We start from the raw sequence: 17,248 nt of genomic DNA on the forward strand, positions 1-17,248 counted from the left end.
GGTAAGCGCTTTCCTATCGTGGGAGGTGGCGCGACGGCACCCAGTCGACGATGGAGATGAGACAGGAATGAAACGATCAGTCGCGCTACGGTGTACGGCCGTCGGCGCCACCGCGATCACGGCCGCCGGCATCATGGTGACGCTGGCCGCCTCACCGGCCGCGGCCGCCGACAACCTGAGCCTGGGCGCCGGCGCCGACGGCTCCAGCAAGGCCAGCGGCACCAGCTACGGCAACGTCAAGGACGGCAACACCGGCACCTACTGGTCGCCGAACGGCTCGACCGGTTACGTCTCGGTCAAGTGGGGCAGCGCCACGACCGTCTCCTCGGCCGTCATCCGGCACGCCTCGGGCGGCGGCACGATCAGCGCCTGGCGGGTGCTCAACGCCGACACCGGGGCCGTCCTGACCAGCGGCAGCGGCACCCCGGGGACAATCTCGTTCGCCTCGACGTCGCTGAAGAAGCTGACCCTCGACATCACCAGCGCGTCCGGCGCGCCGCGGATCGCCGAGTTCGAGACGTACGGCAGTGGCGGCGGCACGACACCGACCACCCCGCCCACCACCACCCCGCCGACCACGCCGCCCAGCAACCCCGGCACGCCGACCGGTTCCTGGCCGTCCTCGGCCGGCTCGGTCAGCATCTCGGGCACGGTCAACGTCTCCGGCACCTTCGACGGCGGCATGAAGACGTACTGCTGCATCGGTGACGGCTCGCAGAGCGAGTCCCAGGACCCGATGTTCAAGATCGCCAACGGGGGCACGCTGCAGAACGTCATCATCGGCTCCCCGGCCGGCGACGGCGTGCACTGCGAGGGCACCTGCACCATCCGCAACGTGTGGTGGAACGACATCGGCGAGGACGCGGCCACCTTCAAGGGCACCGGCGGCGGCACCAGTTACGTCATCGGCGGCGGCGCGCGGTCCGGCAGCGACAAGACGTTCCAGCACAACGGCAACGGCACGGTGAGCATCTCCGGCTTCTACCTGAGCGGCTCGGGCAAGCTCTACCGCGCCTGCGGCAACTGCTCCAGCTCGTACCAGCGCCACGTCAAGATCGACAACGTGCTGCTGAACGACATCGACATGGTCGCCGGCATCAACAGCAACTGGGGCGACACGGCCACCATCACCCGCGTCACCCTGCGCAACAGCTCCAGCGCCACGGTCTGCGGCAAATACCAGGGCGTGGCCAAGGGCAGCGAGCCGAAATACCTCGGCGAGGGCTGGAACGACGCCAACTGCAAGGTCAACCGCAGCGACATCACGTACGGCTAGACATACCTCGCGAGCGTTGTGGCGACCTCGGCCCGCATCGGGTCGGGGTTCGCCCAGCTCCAGTTCGGGTGGGCGCGGTTGGTCATCAGCGACACGACCAGCTTGCGCCGCGGGTCGACCAGCAGCGAGGTGCCGGTGAATCCGGTGTGGCCGAACGTCGCCGGCGACGACAGCGAGCCCATGAACCACGGCTGGCGCAGGACCACCCCGAGACCGTGGTCGGACGGGCGGCCCGGCCGCTCCGGGTCGACCGCGGGCAGGCCGGCGTTCTGGTTGGTGAGCATCTGCTTGACGATGGCCGCCGACAGCAGGCGCTTGCCGCCGTAGACGCCACCGGCCAGCAGCATCTGACCGGTCAGGGCGACGTCGCGAGCGGTGCCGAACAACCCGGCGCTGCCGATCACCCCGCCCATCTGGGCCGCGATGTCGTCGTGCACGACACCGCGGAGCAGACCACGAGACGTACGGGCGTCGGTCGCGACCAGCCGCGCCGCCTGCTCGGCCGCGGACAGCCACTTGCGCGGGTTGAAGCCCATGGAGCGCAGGCCCATCGGCGTGGTGATGCCGTTCTTGACGGCCACGTCGAGGGTGGTGCCGGTGACCTTCTCGACGATCTGGCCGGCCACCATCAGCCCGGCGCTCGAATAGCGGAACGTCTTACCCGGCACGGCCCCGCTGACCAGCGGCGTGGCCAGCACCTTGGCCCGCTGGGCGGCGGGGGTCAGCCCTTTCACGCCGGTGACGCCGACGGGCAGCCCGCTCGTGTGCGCGAGCAGCATCCGTACGGTCACCTTGGCCTTGTTCGTCCCGGTGAATCCGGGCAGGTAGCGGCTGACCGGCGCGTTCAGATCGACCTTGCCCTTGTCGACCTGCTGGAGCAGGGCGATCGCCACGTACACCTTGGTCAGCGAGGCCAGGTCGTAGATGGAGTCGGCCCGCATGGCGACGCGCTTGGCCGCAGGAAGCTCGACCGGCCCGGCGCCGTAGCGCAGCGCGTGCCCGACGGCGATGGTCGCCGTGGTCGAGTTGTTCACCATCACGACCAGCGTCGCCCCGGCGTAGGTCGGATGCTTCGGGTTGGCCGGCGTCGGCTTCAAATACTTGTTGAGTACGGCCGTGAGCGGCGCGACATACGCGGGTGCGGCCGCCGCGGCGGCGACTCCCCCACCCGCACCACCGCTGTCCTGTCCTTTGACCCAGTCGTTCTTGTCCCGCCCGCACCCGGCGACGGCGGCGGTGAGCGCGGCGGCTCCAGCACCCAGGACATGGCGGCGGCTCAACGACATGGCCGAGATCATGCCAAGGCCCCACCGGGAGGGCAATCGGTGATCGCCCGTCTTGACAGACGTCACCGCTTCGTTTATCAGGTCCCGGCTGCGTAATGTGCCTGCCGGGGGACGTCACATGTCCGGCCTCGTGCGACGGTCGTCGTTCGCCTCCGCCGACGACGCCGAGATCACCGACTTCATTCGGCAGATGTACGCCGACAACAGCTCACGGTTCGCGCCGATCCACGACGGCGATCACGTTCGCCATGCACCGCTTCGACGTGACCACCGTGCGGCTGCCCAGCGACCGGGTGACCAGGGTGGCCGAGGACATGACCGGCATGCACGCGGCCGAGCTCCGGTTCCACAGCATCACGCCGGCCGCGCCGCGCCGCCTATGGCGTGCTGCCGGGCGAGACCTTGCGGGGCTGCGCTTCGCCCGCCGTCCCAGGCCGCAGCGTGTTGATCCTCGCCTGGGCCTCTTCGGCGAACAGGCGGGCCTGCGCGGCCAGATCGGAGTGCTTCTGCGCGTCGAGGTCCATCCGCGCGGCTTTGGCGCGGGCGCGCGCCGCGGCGCTTCGTTCCGCGGCTCACCTGTTCGCTCAGCGGCCTGGTTTCGGCGCGGACTCAGACGCGGTATTCATCGGCGTTTGTAAATAAAGGACGCGTCAAGGCGCCACCCCCAGGATCCGGCTCATGCATCAACAAGCTTACGAAAGTCAATGCGTGGCCGAGGAGAGCCGGCACGGCGCGGCCACGACACCCATCCGCCATCCCCGGCTGACGCTGTTCGCGCTCGCGCTGGGCACCTTCGCCATCGGCACCGGCGAGTTCGGCAGCAACGGCATCATCCAGCTGTTCTCGGCCGACCTCGGCGTGTCGATCCCGGTGGCGACATACGCCATCACCGCGTACGCGTTCGGGGTGATGATCGGCTCGCCCGCCATCACCCTGCTGGCCGCCCGGGTCAACCGGCGCACCCTGCTGCTGGGCCTGGTCGTGCTGTTCCTGCTCGGGAACGGGCTGTCCGCGGTCGCGCCGACCGTCGAACTGCTCGTCGCCTTCCGGTTCGTCGCCGGCAGCGTGCAGGGCGCGTTCTTCGGCGCCGGCGCCGTCGTGGCCGCCTACGTGTACGGGCCGGGGCGCGGCGGCAAGGCCTTCGCCACCGTGATGGGCGGGCTCACCGTCGCCACCATCGTCGGGTCCCCGCTGGGCACCTTCATCGGCCAGCAGGCCGGCTGGCGGGCCATGTACTGGACCGTGGCCGGCCTCGGGCTGGTGGCCGGGGTGGCCCTGGTGGCCTGGCTGCCCCGCACCGAAGCCCTGCACGGCGGCTCGATCGCCGGTGAGCTCGGCGCGCTGCGCCGCGGGAACGTCTGGCTCATGGTGGCGGTGGCGTCGCTCGGCATCTCCAGCATCTTCGCCGTGTACACCTTCATCGGCCCGTTCATCACCGACGCCGTACGCCGCGACGCGTCGCTGATCCCGATCGCGCTGGCCGTCTTCGGCCTGGGCATGGCCGCCGGCAACTACCTGGGCGGCCGCACCGCCGACCGCCACCCGGACCGGGCCTTGATCCTGGGTTACGGCGCCGTGCTCGTGCTGCTCGTGGTGATCGGCGTCGCCGGAAGCACCCTGACGGTCCTGCTGCCCTGCCTGTTCGGCGTCGGGGCCACGATGATGTACGCCATCCCGGCCATCCAGGTGCGGCTCACCGGTTTCGCCCCGGACGCGCCGACCTTGATGGGCGCCCTCAACCTGGCCGCCCTGAACCTGGCCAACTCGCTGGGCGCGATCGGCGGCGCCATCACGCTCGGCGCCGGCTGGGGCACCCTCTCCACGGTATGGGCCGGCTTGCTGCTGACCACCGCGGGGCTGGCCCTCTACCTGACCACCGTCGCGAGATCGTCAACGGCGTGAACGCCGCGCTGGGCACCGTGACCGCGGGGCTGAGCCTGCCCTGAAGCGGCGGATGCTCGGCCGAGCCGGCTTCGACCTGCTCCGTGAACGCGTTCTCCAGGCCTGATGCCACGAAGGGCTTCAACCATCGCTGGCGTGCACTGCCGGCGGCTCCCTATGGTCCTCGAGTGAGGATCACTCTACGAGCTCTGACAGACAAGGACATCGAGGCGCACAACGCCGGTGAGGACGAGCTCACCGTTCGATGGCTGAACGGCGCCACCAGCACCGCCGAGACGACGGCCGCCCACTTCACCAAGCTCCGCCCCCAACGCTCGCGCACGGCGCGGCAAGCGAGGCTTCCGCGTGTGCCTCGATAACCGCCTCGCCGGATCAGCTACGCCGTCCACCCGTGGGCCCGCGGGCGCGGAGTCGCAGGTGAAGCCGTACGCCTCATTCTCGAACACATTCGCGAGAACCGGATCGGCAGACGCGCCGCCATCCGAGTCGACCCCGGCGACGCTGCGGCTCTATGTGCATGACTTGTAGACACCCGGCCGGGCTCCGCGCCATGCGACACCTGGAACAGTGATCGAGGCGGTCGGTCTCAGGTGCCCTGCCGACGTGGCCGCCGAGGGCGCCGGCGCGGTCTCCTCGGTGGAGGCCGCGCCGGCGCGCTGTTGACATCAGCGGGCTGTCTCGCGGGCCGCCTTTTCGATGAAGGCCGCGGTTGTGCCGGGGTGTGAGACGAACACCAGGTGGGAGGCGCCCCGGACGGTCTGGGTCTTCGCGTGTGAGCGGTCGGCCATGAAGCGCTGGGCGGCGGGCGGGATGATGCGGTCGGCGCCGGCTATCAGGTTGTAGGACGCGATGGTGTGCCAGGCCGGGGTGCCGGCGGCGGGCTCGCCCAGCGCGGCGCCGGTGGCCGGGCGCTGGGTGATGGCGTAGACCGCGGCGTCGCGGGCGGGCACGTCGGCCGCGAAGTTGGCGTGGTAGAGCGCCGGGTTGATGTAGAGGTCGGCCTGGCCGCCGGGCAGCGGCACCGGCTTCAGCGACTGGCCGACCGTGCTGCCGGGGAAACGGTTGGCCAGCGCCTCGGCCGACTCGCCGGCCTCCGGCACGAAGGCGGCCAGGTAGACCAGCGCCTTCACGTCCGGGTCGCCGGTGGCCGCACGGGAGATCACCGCGCCGCCGTACGAGTGGCCGACCAGCACGATCGGCCCGTCGATGCTCGCCAGCAGCGCCTTCACCTGCGCCGCGTCGGAGGAAAGCCCGCGCAGCGGGGTCGCCGCGGCGACCACGGGATAGCCGTCCGCGAGCAGGCGCCGGGTCACCGCGGTGAACCTGCTGCTGTCGGCGAACGCGCCGTGCACCAGCACGACCGTCGGTTTGGGGGCGGCGCCGGACACCGGGAACAGGCTCGACGCGGCGACGACGGCGGCCGTCAACAGGGATTTCAGCATGATTCTCCTCAGGTGATCGTCAGGTCTGCGGTGGGCAGGGTCTGGCAGGCGAGCCGCCAGCCCTGGTCGAGCTCCGCGGCCGAGAACATGCCGCGGTCGTCGGTCTCGTAGGTGCCGGAGACGATCCGGACCCGGCAGGTGCCGCAGATGCCTTCGTCGCAGTCCTGCGGGATCGGGACGGCGGCGGCGTTGGCCGCGGCGAGCAGGGTCTGGCCGGGGCGGCAGGGGAACGAGGTGCCGGCCGTCCGGATCGTGTAGGCCGGCGCTCCGGCCGCGAGCGCGACGGCGTGCGCCCGTTCCTGGCGGGTCTTGCGGCTGCGGTCGGAGACAAAGGCTTCGGTGTGTACGCGGTCACGGGGCACGCCGAGGTCGGCCAGCGCGCCCAGCAGGTCCCGCATCATCGGCGCCGGCCCGCACAGGTGGACGCGGGCCACGCCGGCGACGTGGGGCCGCAGCGCTTCGATGTCGATGCGGCCGCGGCCGCCGGTCTCGGTGAGGTACAGCTCCGTGCGCAGGCCGGGCAGCCGGGCCGCCAACTCCTTCAGCTCCCGCTCGAACGGCACCTCGGCCTTGCTCCGGGCACCCAGCAGCAGGGTGATCGGTCCGGTGTGACAGTCGTCGGCGGCCGCGATCAGCACGCTGATCAGCGGGGTGATTCCGATGCCGCCGGCGATCAGCAGCAGCGGGCCGTCCCGGTCGGCCCAGGTGAACTCGCCGTGCGGTCCGGACACGCGCAGCGCCAGCCCGCCGGTCAGGTCGTCGTGCAGGAACGTCGATCCGAGGCCGTTCGGCTCCTTCTTCACCCCGATCTCCAGGTAGGCGGTGGTGCCGGGTCCGCTGGCGATCGAGTAGGACCGCTCGATCGGCTCCATTCCCACCGGGAGGTCGACCTTCAGGTACTGGCCGGCCTCGAACGTGAACGGCAGGGCGCCGCCGCCGAGCGGTTCGAGCCGGATCTTCCGTACGGACGAAGTCAGCTCCTCGACGCCCGCCACCCGCAGGAATCCGCGCCATGGCCCCGTTCGCGCCGGCTTCGCACTCTGGATCGTGCGCCACATCGTGGAGAGCTGCGACGGCTTCAGCACCGCGTTGGCGGCCATGATGCCGCCGGCCAGGGCCGCGTTCACTCCCGGGCCCCAGGCGTCCTGCCCGGCCACGACAAGACCTTTGATGGGGGTACGGCATCCGGCCAGCCCCGACCGCAGCCGGGCCGGCGTGGCCGGCAGGCCGTAGAACGAGCCGCGGACACTGTGCTGATAGGTCTCGTACGTCAATGGGGTGGCCAATTCGGCGTACACAATGGCGTCCTTGATCCCCGGCCATTGGCGGTCGAGCCGGTCGATCAGCCGGCGTGTCACCTCCGCCTTGAACGCGTGGTAGCTCTCGGGCCGGTTCGTCTCGGTCGTGCCGCGCCACTCGTCGACGATTGCCGGGTCGACGAGCTCCAGCACCTCGATGGTGTGGAAGCGGGCGGCCGGGTTGTTCAGGGACGCGAACGAGACGTACAGCGTGCCGTCGTGCTCGTCCAGGCCGGGCATGAACCAGTGGTTCTCGCCGCGGGGGCCGAACTCGGCCGGCGACCGGTCGAGCCCGAGGAACAGCATCAGTGCCGACGGCTCGCCGGACAGTCCCTCCAGCTCCCGGTTCCATTCGGGCCGGGAATGCGAGGCGAGCAGGGCGTACGTGTTGCGCACCCCGCCCGCCGAGACGACCGTCCTCGTCCGCACCCGGTAACGGCGGCCGGTGGCGCGTTCGACGACGTCCACACCGGACACCCGGCCCCGCTCGACGGCGATACGCCGTACGTCCTGATTGAGGCGCACCTCGACGCCGTGCCGGACGAGGCCCTCCAGGGCGATGTCGCCGATCTCCTTCGGCCCGCCGACCGGATGCGAGGTGCCCTCGAGGAAGAAGGTCAGCGGCACCGAGGCGTGATAGCCGAACGCGCTCGACGTGGGCGGCTGCCCGTAGAGGCCCCAGCGCGCGGCGACGACCGCGCGCAGCCGCGGATCGGTGAAATCGTGGCACACCTGCTCCCACAGCGTGCGGTACGTCGCCGGGAACAGCCGCCGGATGACCGGGTACCCGATCGCCCGTACCGGCGCCGGGAACGACGAGAACAGGTTCCGGGTGATCAGCCCGGTCAGGGCCCGGCGCATCGTACGGAAGAAACGGTCGATCGCTTCGGCCTCGCCCGGAAACTCCGATTTGAGGTGAGCGCGGAACCGCTCCCCCGACGCCGGGACGCCGAAGTCGAAGTCCGGAAAGTGGAGCACGTCGTACTCGTCGGGAAGGGGGGTCAGTTGCACCCGCCCGTCGGTGAGAAAGTCCAGGAACGGGCCGGCGTCAGCGCTCATGTAGTGCAAACCGGTGCCGAACAGGAATCGGCCCTCCCGGGAGAATTCGTGCGTCATTCCCCCGGCCATGTAGTGCTGCTCCAGGATCAGCACCCGTTCGCCGCCGAACTGCGCGATCGCCCGGGCCGCGGCCAGCCCGCCGACGCCCGATCCGATGACGACGACGTCGTATTGCTCTTCCGTCATGGGCGAAGCTAAAAATGCGGGACTTGACGAAAACTGAATGGCACGTACGTCAGGTAGATTCCGCAGCTGTGCTGTGGCTGCAACTTCTCGGTCCGTTGCGTGTGTGGCGCGACGGCGCCGAACTGGACGCCGGCCCTCCGCAGCAGGCCCATCTGCTGGCCCTGCTGCTGGCCCAGGCCGGCCGCCCGGTGGGCACGAGCGAGCTGATCGACCTGCTCTGGGGCGACGAGGTGCCGGCCAGCGCTCTCAACGTCATTCAGAAGTACGTCGGCGCGTTGCGGCGCCTGCTGGAGCCCACCGTGCCGGCCCGCGAGAACGGCACGTTCCTGCACCGCCGCGGCAACGCCTACCTGTTCGTGGCCGACCCCGGCGTGCTCGACCTCGCCGCCTTCCGCCGGCTCGTCGACGCCGCCCGGGCCGAGGCCTCGGAGCCGGCCGCGCTCGACCACTACGCCGAGGCGCTCGCCCTCTGGCACGGCCCGGCCGGCGGCGGCGTCTCCGGCCGGACCGGCTCGGCCACCGTCTTCGCCGCCCTCGACAACGAGTTCTACGAAGCCTGCGCGGCCGCGGGCGAGCTGGCCGTCACGCTGGGCCGGCCCGGGCGGGTGCTCACCGCGCTCCACCTGGCGGCGTCGATGGCCCCGTTCCACGAGCCCGTGCAGGCCGCCCTCATCCGCACCCTGGGCGCCGCCGGGCGCCAGGCCGAGGCGCTGGCCGCCTACCGCGCGGTCCGCGAGCGCCTCGCCGACGAGCTCGGCGTCGACCCGGGCACGGCGCTGGTCGAAGCCCAGCAGCGGGTCCTGGCGCAGTCCACATCCCCGGTCGACGTGCCCCCGATCCCGCCACCCACCGCGGGCCTGGTCGGGCGCGCCGACGAGCTGGCCGTGCTGCGGCAGGCCGTGGACAGCGCCGCCGCGGGCGCCACGGCCATCACCATCGTCGAGGGCGAGCCGGGAGCCGGGAAGACCCGTCTCCTCCAGGAGGCGGCCGCGCTGGCCGCCGGGCACGGTGCGCTCGTGGTCTGGGGTTCCTGTCTGGAGGGTGACGGCACGCCGGCGATGTGGCCGTGGGAGCAGGCGCTCGGCGCGATCGTCGGTGACCTGCCCGCCCCGGCCCGGGAGAAGTGGCTGGCCGGGGAGCTCGGCCTGCTCCTCGGCCCCGGCACCGACCGGGCCCGGGCGCTGCCCGACGGCAACGCCCAGTTCCGGCTCTTCGAGCAGGTGGCCGAGCTGGTCGGCCAGGCCGCGGAGCACCGGCCGGCGCTGCTGATCCTCGACGACCTCCAGTGGGCCGACGCCGCCTCGCTCCGGCTGTTCGGCCACCTGGCCGGCCGGCTGCCGGCCGGCGCGGCGATCATCGGCGCGCTGCGCAACCGGGCGCCCGTGGTCGCCCTCGACCTCGCCCAGGTGCTGGCCGCGGCCGGCCGGCGGCCCGGTCACCGCCGGATCCGGCTCGGCCCGCTCGGCCTCAGCGACGTGACCGCCCTCGTGCGCAACGAGTCGGGCCACGATCCCGGTGCGGACGTGGCCCGGGCCATCCACGACCGTACGGCCGGAAATCCGTTCTTCGTCCGTGAGGTCTCCCGGCTCCTCAGCGAATCCGGCGGTGCGGTGTCAGTACCGGCCACCGTCCGCGATGTCGTCCGGGACCGCATGGCCGGGCTCGACGACCGCGCCCGGCAGCTGCTGCACGTGGCCGCGGTCATCGGCCGCGACGTCGACCTGCGGCTGCTGTCGAGTGCGGCCGGGGTGGGCATCGCGGACTGCCTGCGCAGCCTGGAACCGTTGCAGGCGCTCGGATTGCTCGACCCGGGGCCCGAGGACCCGTCCGCGCTGCGCTTCGCGCACGACCTGGTCCGCGAGTCGGTGTCCGAGACGACGACCCGGCAGGAGATCATCGGGCTGCACCTGGCGGTCGCGGACGCGCTCGAACGGATCCACTCCGGCGACGAGGACGTGGCCGAGCGCTTCGCCTTTCACCTGTGGAGCGCCGGCCCGCTGGCCGAGCCGGACCGCACGGCCGGGGCGCTGATCCGGGCCGGGCGCCGGGCGGCGTACAAGCTGGCGTTCGAGTCGGCCAACCGGCAGCTGCGGTCCGCCGTGCAGATCACCCGGGCCGCCGGGCTGATGGAGCTGGAGCTGTCCGCCCTCACCCTGCTCGCCATCGTCGTCCGGCGCCACGCCGACTACGACGCGTCCATGTTCGACCTGCTGGACCGGGCCGAATATCTGGCGCGGGCCCTGGACCGGGACGCGGAGGCGGCCGACTTCCTCTTCATCCGGGTGATGGGCGCCTTCACGGCGCTGGAGGAGAACCGGGGGACGCTGGCCGAGCGGATGCACGAGCTGGCCGAGGCGTCGTCCGATCCGGCCGTGCGGCGCTACGGGCGCAGCACGTGGGGCCTGCACCAGTGGGACATCGGCAACGTCGGCGAGGCGTACCGGATCCTGACCGGTGAGGATCCGGCCGGTCCCGAGGTGACGACGCCGATGCGCCGGGACGGCCGCATTCCCGGTGAGGGGCCGGGGTGGCGGGCGGTGATGACGGCGCTGCACGGTGACGTGGCGGCGGCGCTCGCGTACGTCGACACCTGGGACACACCGAACGATCCGTACGCGGCCTCGGTGTGGGTCTACTACACGGCCATGATCGCTTCGATGGACGGTGACCCGGCCCGGGCCCGCGCCGCCGGGGAGCGGTGGTTCGCGGCCGGGCTCGACCGGCTCGGATCGCAGCTGGAGCACTACATCCAGCAGTACTGGTGCTGGGCGCGCGCCCTCACCGGGGACTCTCCGGTCGCCGCCGCTGAGGACGCCGAAAGACTCCTCACGGCGAGCCTGCTCGATCCGCCGCAGTGGGGCATCGCCTATCAGTACGGGCTGATCGCCGAGATGTGGCTGGCCGCCGGTCGGCCGGATGAGGCGGCCCGTGCGCTCGACCGGGCCGGCCAGGCCGTGTGGGATCACGGTCAGCGCTACGCCGAGGGCCTCCTCCTGCTGCTCCGGGCTCGCCTGTCGCGGGCGCGTGGTGAACCGGTGGCCGCGGTCCGGGCCGCCGCCGAGCTGGCCCGGTCGCGTGCCGCCGCGAGCGAATCCTTTCTGTTCGCCCGGCGCGCCGAACGTTTCCTCGACGAGCTGGAGGCCGACGCGTGACCGATTTCGACATCAACGCGAGGGCCGGCGCATGATCGAACTGAGTACCCTTTCGCTGGGGCTGAACGCGCCGAAGGGCTTCGTCCAGGCCAGTTTCGCGCCGCCGCCCGGGGCGATCCGGCTGCTGGGCGGCGTTCCCGCGCTCGAAGCCTTGCCGGCGGAGGCGGTCGCCCGGGTGTCCGCCGAGCTGTGGCAGGACCCGCAGGCCGTGGCGGCCGCCCTGCAATACTCGCCGGCGCACGGATTTCCGGCGCTGCGGGAGTGGATCGCGCGGCGCGAGGGCGTCGACCCGGGCCGGGTCGTGGTGACCAACGGCGGCATGCACGGTCTCACCCTGGCCGTGCTGACCGTCGTCGAGCGCGGCGCCACGGTCGCCGTGGACGACCCGGTCTTTCCCGGTTTTCTGTGGGCGCTGGAGGTCGCGACGACGCGAATCCTGCCGGTGCCGGTCGTGGCCGACGGCTTCGACGTCGAGCACCTCGCCGCGCGGCTCCGGGCCGGCGACCGGATCGCCGCCGCCTACACGGTTGCCGACTTCCACAACCCGGCCCAGGTCAGCCTCTCCGCGGAGAAACGGCGGGCCCTGGTCGAGCTCGCGGAGCGGTACGGCTTCTCTGTGATCGTCGACAACCCGTACCGGGAACTGCGTTTCGCCGGTGAAGATCTTGATGTTGCGGCCTTCAACTCCTCGGATCGGGCGATCCACGTCAACACCTTCACCAAGACCCTCGGGCCGGGCTGGCGGGTGGGCTGGATGGTGCTGCCCGAGCATCTCGTGGAGCCGGTCATCCGGCTGCGCAACCGCCTGGACGTGCACACCTCCTCGGTGACCCAGGCGATCGTCGAGCGCTTCGTCACCGCCGGCCTGTACGACCAGGTCGTCCGCGACGCCACCGCGCTGTACCGGGAACGGGCCGGCGCGCTGGTCGGCGCGCTGCACGAGCACCTGCCGGGCTTCTTCGACATCCAGGCGCCCGAGGGCGGGCTCTTCCTCTGGCCCCGGCTCGCCGGCGACGGCCTCGACCCGGCCGAGCTGTTCCGTGAGGCGGCGGCCAACGGGGTCGTCTACCAGCAGGGCGAATACTTCGCGGCCGGCACCGACCAGCGTTCGGCCGCGCGACATCTGCGTTTCTCCTACAGCGACCGCACTCCGGCGGAACTTCGCGAGGCCGTACGACGACTGGCGGTGGCCTGGAGATGACCGTTTCCCGCCTGCCGTTGCGGGCCCTGGTGCCGTTCGCCGCCGGCTCCATCGGCATGGGCATCTGGGTCACCGTGCCCGGCATCTTCCTGCTCTACTTCCTGACCGACGTGCTGGCCGTGCCGCCGCTCGCCGCCGGCCTGACGCTGCTCCTGCCGAACATCATCGACGTCGTCCTGCACCCATGGGTCGGCCGGCTCTCCGACACCGACCGCGCCCGCACCGGCCACCGGCTGCGCCTGATGGCCGCCGGCTGCCTGGTGGTGGTCGCCTTCGTGGCGCTGTTCGCGGTGCCGTCCGGCCTGCGCGGCACCCCCGCCGCGATCTGGGTCGGCGTGGTGCTCGTCGCCGGCAACCTGCTCTACGCCTGCTACCAGGTCTCCTATCTGGCCACACCGGCCGACCTCGGCATCAGCTATCACGACCGGACCCGCCTGATGGGCTACCGCAACGTGGTGATCACGGTGGGAGTGCTGGTCGCCGGTGTTCTCGCGCCGCTGCTGGCGGGCGCCGTCGACTACGCCGGGATGTCGCTGGTGTTCGGGGCGGTCATGCTGGCGGCGATGCTGGCCGGCATCGGCGGCGTCACCCGCCTCAACCGGGCCGCGCCGGGCCACCCGGCCGTGCCCGGTCACCGCGGCGGGTTGCTGGTGGCGTTGCGGGACCGGCATTTCCGGGCGCTGACCGCGTCCTATCTGACCGTGGCGGTCACGATGAACCTGGTGCTGGCCGCGATGCCGTACTTCGCGAAATACGAGCTGGGCCGGGCCGGCGCCACCTCGCTGCTGATCGGCGCGTTCATGGCGCCGGCGGTGCTCACCACACCGCTGTGGGTGCTGGTGGCCCGCCGCTTCGGCAAACAACGCGGCCTGCTCGCCGCGCAGGCCGCCTTCGTGGCCGGCTCGCTGGTGCTGGCCTTCGGCGCCGCGGCCGGCCTGCCGGTGGTCATCGGGGCCGTGGTGGTGCTGGGTGTCGCCTTCGCCGCGATGCAGCTGATGCCCCTGTCGATGGTGCCCGACGTGATCGCCGCGGCCGGCCCCGGCGGCGCGGCCAGCGCGGGCAGCTACACCGGCGTGTGGACCACCGCCGAGGCCACCGGCGGCGCGGTCGGGCCGTACCTCTTCTCGGCCCTGCTGGCCGCGGGCGGCTTCGTGGCGAGCGGCGCCGGCGAGGAGGTCGCGCAGTCCCCCGCCGCCCTGGACGCGGTCCGGTACGGCTTCACGCTCGTACCGGCCGCGCTCATGACCGTCGCGATCCTGCTGCAACGGCGGTACACCCTGGATCGGAGCGCCCGCGCCCAGGCGGTCAGCGCGCCGCGTGCAGACGCAACGTCCGCTGGGCCGCCCAGATGTGAATGACCAGGCCGATCCCCCAGCCCACGATGGACCACAGCGGCCAGAAGAACTTGTCCGGCGTGGCGTAATACCAGATGAAGACCTGGCCGACGTTGGCCAGGACGTACCAGATGATGTGGGACCACAGGCCCCATCGGATGGCGGTGTCGCTCTGCCCCGTCATGACCGGGCGGCCTTCTCGATGAGGGCGACGGTCGTGTCCGGATGCGAGACGAAAACCATGTGGGAGGCGCCCACGACCAGCTGGGTCGTGGCGCCCGACCGCTCGGCCATGAACTCCTGCGCCGCAGCCGGGATGATCTTGTCGGAGCCGCTGATCAGGTTGTAGCTGGGGATGGTGTGCCAGGCCTGCGGGGCCGAGGCCGGCTCGCCCAGCGCCGCCCCGGCGGCCGGCCGCTGGGTGATCGCGAAGAGCGCGGCGTCCTCGGCCGGAAGGTCGGCCGCGAAGTTCGGGTGGAACACCCGCGGGTCGATGTACAGGTCGACCTGCCCGCCGCCCAGCGGCACCGGCTTGAGCGACTTGTCGATCGTGCTGCCGGGGAACTTCCCCACCAGCGACTGCGCGCTCTCGCCGGCCTCAGGCACGAACGCGGCGAGATAGACGAGCGCTTTCACCTGCGTGTTGCCGGTCGCCGCGGTCGAGATCACGGCCCCGCCGTACGAGTGACCGACGAGCACGATCGGCCCGTCGATGGACGCCAGCAGGGCCGCGAGCGCGGCCGCGTCCGACGTCAGCCCTCGCAGCGGGTTCGCCGCGGCGACCACCGGATAGCCGTCGCCGGCCAGCCGCCGGACGATCGCCTGGAAGCCGCTGCTGTCGGCGAAGGCGCCGTGCACCAGTACAACTGTTGGATTGTCAGTAGTCATGGGCCGGAAGTTAGGGCCGGGCACTGAACGGCGACTGAACGCGCTCAGCCGTACAAATCATCCTCGGCCACGACCGGTGCGGTGTCCTCGTGGGGCCGCCCGACCCGGGCCGCCGAGCCGAACATGGCGCCGCGCGCCGGATGCACAGGAGCGAAGGCGGCGAACCCCCGCTTCTGCGGGATGTCGTCGTACACCGCCTCCATGCCGCCGCGGATCAGGTACGTCTCGTGCCAGAAGCCGGTGCCGCCGCTGTCCCGCAGGAAGTTCCGCCACCAGAGACGATGCGGTTCGGAGCGCGCCCACGCCAGCAGCGAGGGCAGATCACGCCAGTACTGCCGGATCCCCACATGCATCGGGAACAGCGACCACAGCAACGGCTCATGCCGCAGCAGCCCCGCGGGCCGGGCGTCGGCCGACTTTCCGATCTGCGGGCCGTAGCCCATCAACGTCCGCAGACCGTAGAGCCGGTTGACGCGCATCCCCAGATAAACAACGGTCAGGTCAGGATAGGACGACAGATCAACGGTCTGCCGATTCACGCGGGTCGCCATCGCCAGGCCTCCTCTCGAAGAGATTTCCCGCCACGGTGGCCCCCATGACTGACCATGCACTGGACGGTCCGCCGCGTCTATGCTCGCGACTTCGCCGCATCGTCACCGGAGTCCGACATGTCCAGCACATCGCTCGAGAAGACAACCGTGGCCCGGTGGATCACCGAGGTGTTCACGCCGGGAGTTCTGGTCGCCGGCCTGCTCCTGCTGGTGGCGTGGCACTCGTCGGACACCGCGCTCCAGGCGGTGGCCTACGGGCTCGTCGCGACGGCCGCGGCGAGCGTGCTGCCGGTGCTCTACATCCTGCGCGGCGTGCGGAAGGGGAAGCTCAGCGACAAGCACGTCGTGGTGCACTCCCAGCGTCGCGTGCCGCTGCTGGTCATCCTGCTCTCGACCGCGCTCGGCACCGCCGCCCTCGCCCTGGCCGGGGCGCCGCGGGAGCTGCTCGCCCTCATCGCCTCGATGGTGGCCGCCCTGCTCGTCGCCGTGCCGGTCACCGTCTTCGCGCGGTGGGGCATCTCCCTGCACGCGCTGGTCGCGGCCGGCGCGGTGGCCGCCCTGACCGTCATCTACGGGCCCGCGGTGACGCCGGCCTGGCTTCTCGTCGTCGCGGTCGGCTGGGCTCGGGTCCGGCTGAAGGAGCACACCCTGGCCCAGGTGCTCGCGGGCGCTGCCGTCGGCGCCGCCGCGACCGGCATCCTTTTCCCGCTGCTGTCATAACCGCGCAGGCCGAGGGCGCGGCCCGGTGCGACCGACTTCCTCTGCTGTTATGAGCCGCGCATGCCCGGGCGCCACGCGCCGGATGCACGGGAGCGAAGACGGCGAAGCCCCGCTTCTGCGGAGTGTCGGCGCTCTGACCACACAGGACGCCTACTTGGAGACGACCGAATAGGCCTGCTCGCGTCGCATTTTCCTGACCACCTGCCGTGCGATTACAACACTCATCGAGAAAAGGAACCCGAAATAAAGCAGTATTCGCCTGATGTGAGATTACTGATGGGCAGCAGTAATATGCGCGCGACCAGATCGGTGACATCCGGAGAAAGTCGCGTGAGCCATCGATTGCCACCAGCTGTCGGATAGTTTGCTACCAAAAGCCCGAGCCTGCCGGTCCGGAACCAAAATAACGCCACGACGGCCTTGCGCCCCAGAGCTCCGAATCCGCGCGCACCGTCGTCGTAAGCGGTGTTGAAAAAGCCGGCCAACCCTCGCGCCCGGCATCCGAAAAGACCGAGATTGATGCGGAGAATGAGAACCAAAGTGGGTATGGGGCTGAACGGGATGAGGCACAGGATCGTGACGCCAGCAATCGCGCCAGGGTGAATATGCCCGGTCGAGACTTCTTGGGTTCTTGCGGTGGTTGCAACACCTGACGGGTTGGGGTCAGGGTGGGTCAGTCATCAGGGGAGCGGGAGTGGCGTCGGCCGACGACAGCTCGTCAGGATCGTTATCTTCGGCTGATGGGGCAAGGGTGGAGTAACGGGCAGGCGTGTCGGGAGGTCGGTATCTCCCCGGCGACGGGTCGGCGGTGGCGTCATGGATACACCATTCATGCCGGCGGCCGGGTTTATACGTATCCGCCTTTGACCGCTACGCCGGGACCGGTCGCGGCGCGGTTCTTGTCCGAGCAGGAACGGCTGATGATCGCGGATCTGCTGCGTGAGGGTCAATCG

General features: G+C 71.1%; 16 protein-coding genes and 1 pseudogene. 10 read left to right on the forward strand and 7 right to left on the reverse strand.

Features of this window, described 5'->3' with window-relative positions; genetic code table 11:
• The first annotated feature begins 67 nt into the window (after positions 1-67).
• The gene (locus CRP55_RS39535; RefSeq protein WP_097327109.1) at positions 68-1,276 is read left to right on the forward strand and encodes a pectate lyase; all 1,209 of its coding nucleotides are present in this window, start codon (positions 68-70) and stop codon (positions 1,274-1,276) included.
• Here CRP55_RS39535 and CRP55_RS39540 read toward each other — a convergent pair.
• Complete coding sequence (locus tag CRP55_RS39540) at positions 1,273-2,562, reverse strand: serine hydrolase domain-containing protein (protein ID WP_097327137.1); 1,290 nt, start codon at positions 2,560-2,562, stop codon at positions 1,273-1,275. The two genes, CRP55_RS39535 and CRP55_RS39540, sit on opposite strands and share 4 nt — an antisense overlap.
• Before the next feature lie 248 nt (positions 2,563-2,810).
• On the opposite strand from CRP55_RS39540, the gene CRP55_RS52470 reads away from it, so the two are divergent.
• From CRP55_RS52470 to CRP55_RS56370, 4 genes are all read left to right on the forward strand, one after another.
• Positions 2,811-3,200: a hypothetical protein gene (locus tag CRP55_RS52470; RefSeq protein WP_143235240.1), complete on the forward strand. Its 390-nt coding sequence runs from the start codon at positions 2,811-2,813 to the stop codon at positions 3,198-3,200.
• Positions 3,201-3,240: 40 nt separating this feature from the next.
• Positions 3,241-4,464 (forward strand): MFS transporter, encoded by a 1,224-nt coding sequence (locus tag CRP55_RS39545; RefSeq protein WP_097327110.1) that lies wholly within the window; start codon positions 3,241-3,243, stop codon positions 4,462-4,464.
• Between the two features lie 167 nt (positions 4,465-4,631).
• On the forward strand, positions 4,632-4,823 hold the full coding sequence (locus tag CRP55_RS39550) for a hypothetical protein (protein ID WP_097327111.1): 192 nt from the start codon (positions 4,632-4,634) through the stop codon (positions 4,821-4,823).
• 12 nt (positions 4,824-4,835) lie between these two features.
• Positions 4,836-4,985, forward strand: coding sequence for a GNAT family N-acetyltransferase (locus CRP55_RS56370; RefSeq protein ID WP_143235249.1), 150 nt, complete (start codon positions 4,836-4,838; stop codon positions 4,983-4,985).
• Positions 4,986-5,129: 144 nt separating this feature from the next.
• Here CRP55_RS56370 and CRP55_RS39555 read toward each other — a convergent pair whose 3' ends face one another.
• Positions 5,130-5,906, reverse strand: a complete 777-nt coding sequence (locus tag CRP55_RS39555; protein ID WP_097327112.1) for an alpha/beta fold hydrolase — start codon at positions 5,904-5,906, stop codon at positions 5,130-5,132.
• Between the two features lie 8 nt (positions 5,907-5,914).
• On the reverse strand, positions 5,915-8,449 hold the full coding sequence (locus CRP55_RS39560) for a 2Fe-2S iron-sulfur cluster-binding protein (RefSeq protein ID WP_097327113.1): 2,535 nt from the start codon (positions 8,447-8,449) through the stop codon (positions 5,915-5,917).
• 23 nt (positions 8,450-8,472) lie between these two features.
• Here CRP55_RS39560 and CRP55_RS39565 point away from each other — a divergent pair, with 23 nt between their 5' ends.
• Genes CRP55_RS39565 through CRP55_RS39575 form a run of 3 tightly spaced genes read left to right on the forward strand, consistent with a single transcriptional unit; the run spans position 8,473 to position 14,160 of the window.
• Entirely contained in the window at positions 8,473-11,601 is a 3,129-nt protein-coding gene (locus tag CRP55_RS39565; protein WP_245923661.1) for an ATP-binding protein, read from the forward strand.
• A gap of 31 nt (positions 11,602-11,632) precedes the next feature.
• Complete coding sequence (locus CRP55_RS39570) at positions 11,633-12,802, forward strand: aminotransferase-like domain-containing protein (protein ID WP_097327115.1); 1,170 nt, start codon at positions 11,633-11,635, stop codon at positions 12,800-12,802.
• A complete protein-coding gene (locus CRP55_RS39575; protein WP_097327116.1) occupies positions 12,799-14,160 on the forward strand; it encodes an MFS transporter in 1,362 nt (453 codons plus the stop codon). The genes CRP55_RS39570 and CRP55_RS39575 overlap by 4 nt, the downstream gene beginning before the upstream one ends.
• On the opposite strand, the gene CRP55_RS39580 is transcribed toward CRP55_RS39575, so the two are convergent.
• From CRP55_RS39580 to CRP55_RS39590, 3 genes are read right to left on the reverse strand one after another with little or no spacing between them, the layout of a single operon-like run.
• On the reverse strand, positions 14,108-14,320 hold the full coding sequence (locus CRP55_RS39580) for a 2TM domain-containing protein (RefSeq protein WP_097327117.1): 213 nt from the start codon (positions 14,318-14,320) through the stop codon (positions 14,108-14,110). The two genes, CRP55_RS39575 and CRP55_RS39580, sit on opposite strands and share 53 nt — an antisense overlap.
• Positions 14,317-15,024 (reverse strand): alpha/beta hydrolase, encoded by a 708-nt coding sequence (locus tag CRP55_RS39585; protein ID WP_097327118.1) that lies wholly within the window; start codon positions 15,022-15,024, stop codon positions 14,317-14,319. Before CRP55_RS39585 ends, CRP55_RS39580 begins: the two co-directional genes overlap by 4 nt.
• A 44-nt stretch (positions 15,025-15,068) precedes the next feature.
• Positions 15,069-15,575: a monooxygenase family protein gene (locus CRP55_RS39590; RefSeq protein ID WP_097327119.1), complete on the reverse strand. Its 507-nt coding sequence runs from the start codon at positions 15,573-15,575 to the stop codon at positions 15,069-15,071.
• A gap of 117 nt (positions 15,576-15,692) precedes the next feature.
• Here CRP55_RS39590 and CRP55_RS39595 point away from each other — a divergent pair, with 117 nt between their 5' ends.
• Positions 15,693-16,295: a phosphatase PAP2 family protein gene (locus CRP55_RS39595; protein WP_097327138.1), complete on the forward strand. Its 603-nt coding sequence runs from the start codon at positions 15,693-15,695 to the stop codon at positions 16,293-16,295.
• A gap of 221 nt (positions 16,296-16,516) precedes the next feature.
• Here the strand turns inward: CRP55_RS39595 and CRP55_RS52480 are convergent, their stop codons facing one another.
• Positions 16,517-16,834, reverse strand: a complete 318-nt coding sequence (locus CRP55_RS52480; protein WP_143235242.1) for a hypothetical protein — start codon at positions 16,832-16,834, stop codon at positions 16,517-16,519.
• Between the two features lie 201 nt (positions 16,835-17,035).
• Here CRP55_RS52480 and CRP55_RS56375 point away from each other — a divergent pair.
• Positions 17,036-17,248: pseudogene (locus CRP55_RS56375) on the forward strand (helix-turn-helix domain-containing protein); the annotation flags it as partial.

This window comes from Paractinoplanes atraurantiacus (assembly GCF_900215205.1).
Taxonomy (GTDB): Bacteria; Actinomycetota; Actinomycetes; order Mycobacteriales; family Micromonosporaceae; genus Actinoplanes; species Actinoplanes atraurantiacus.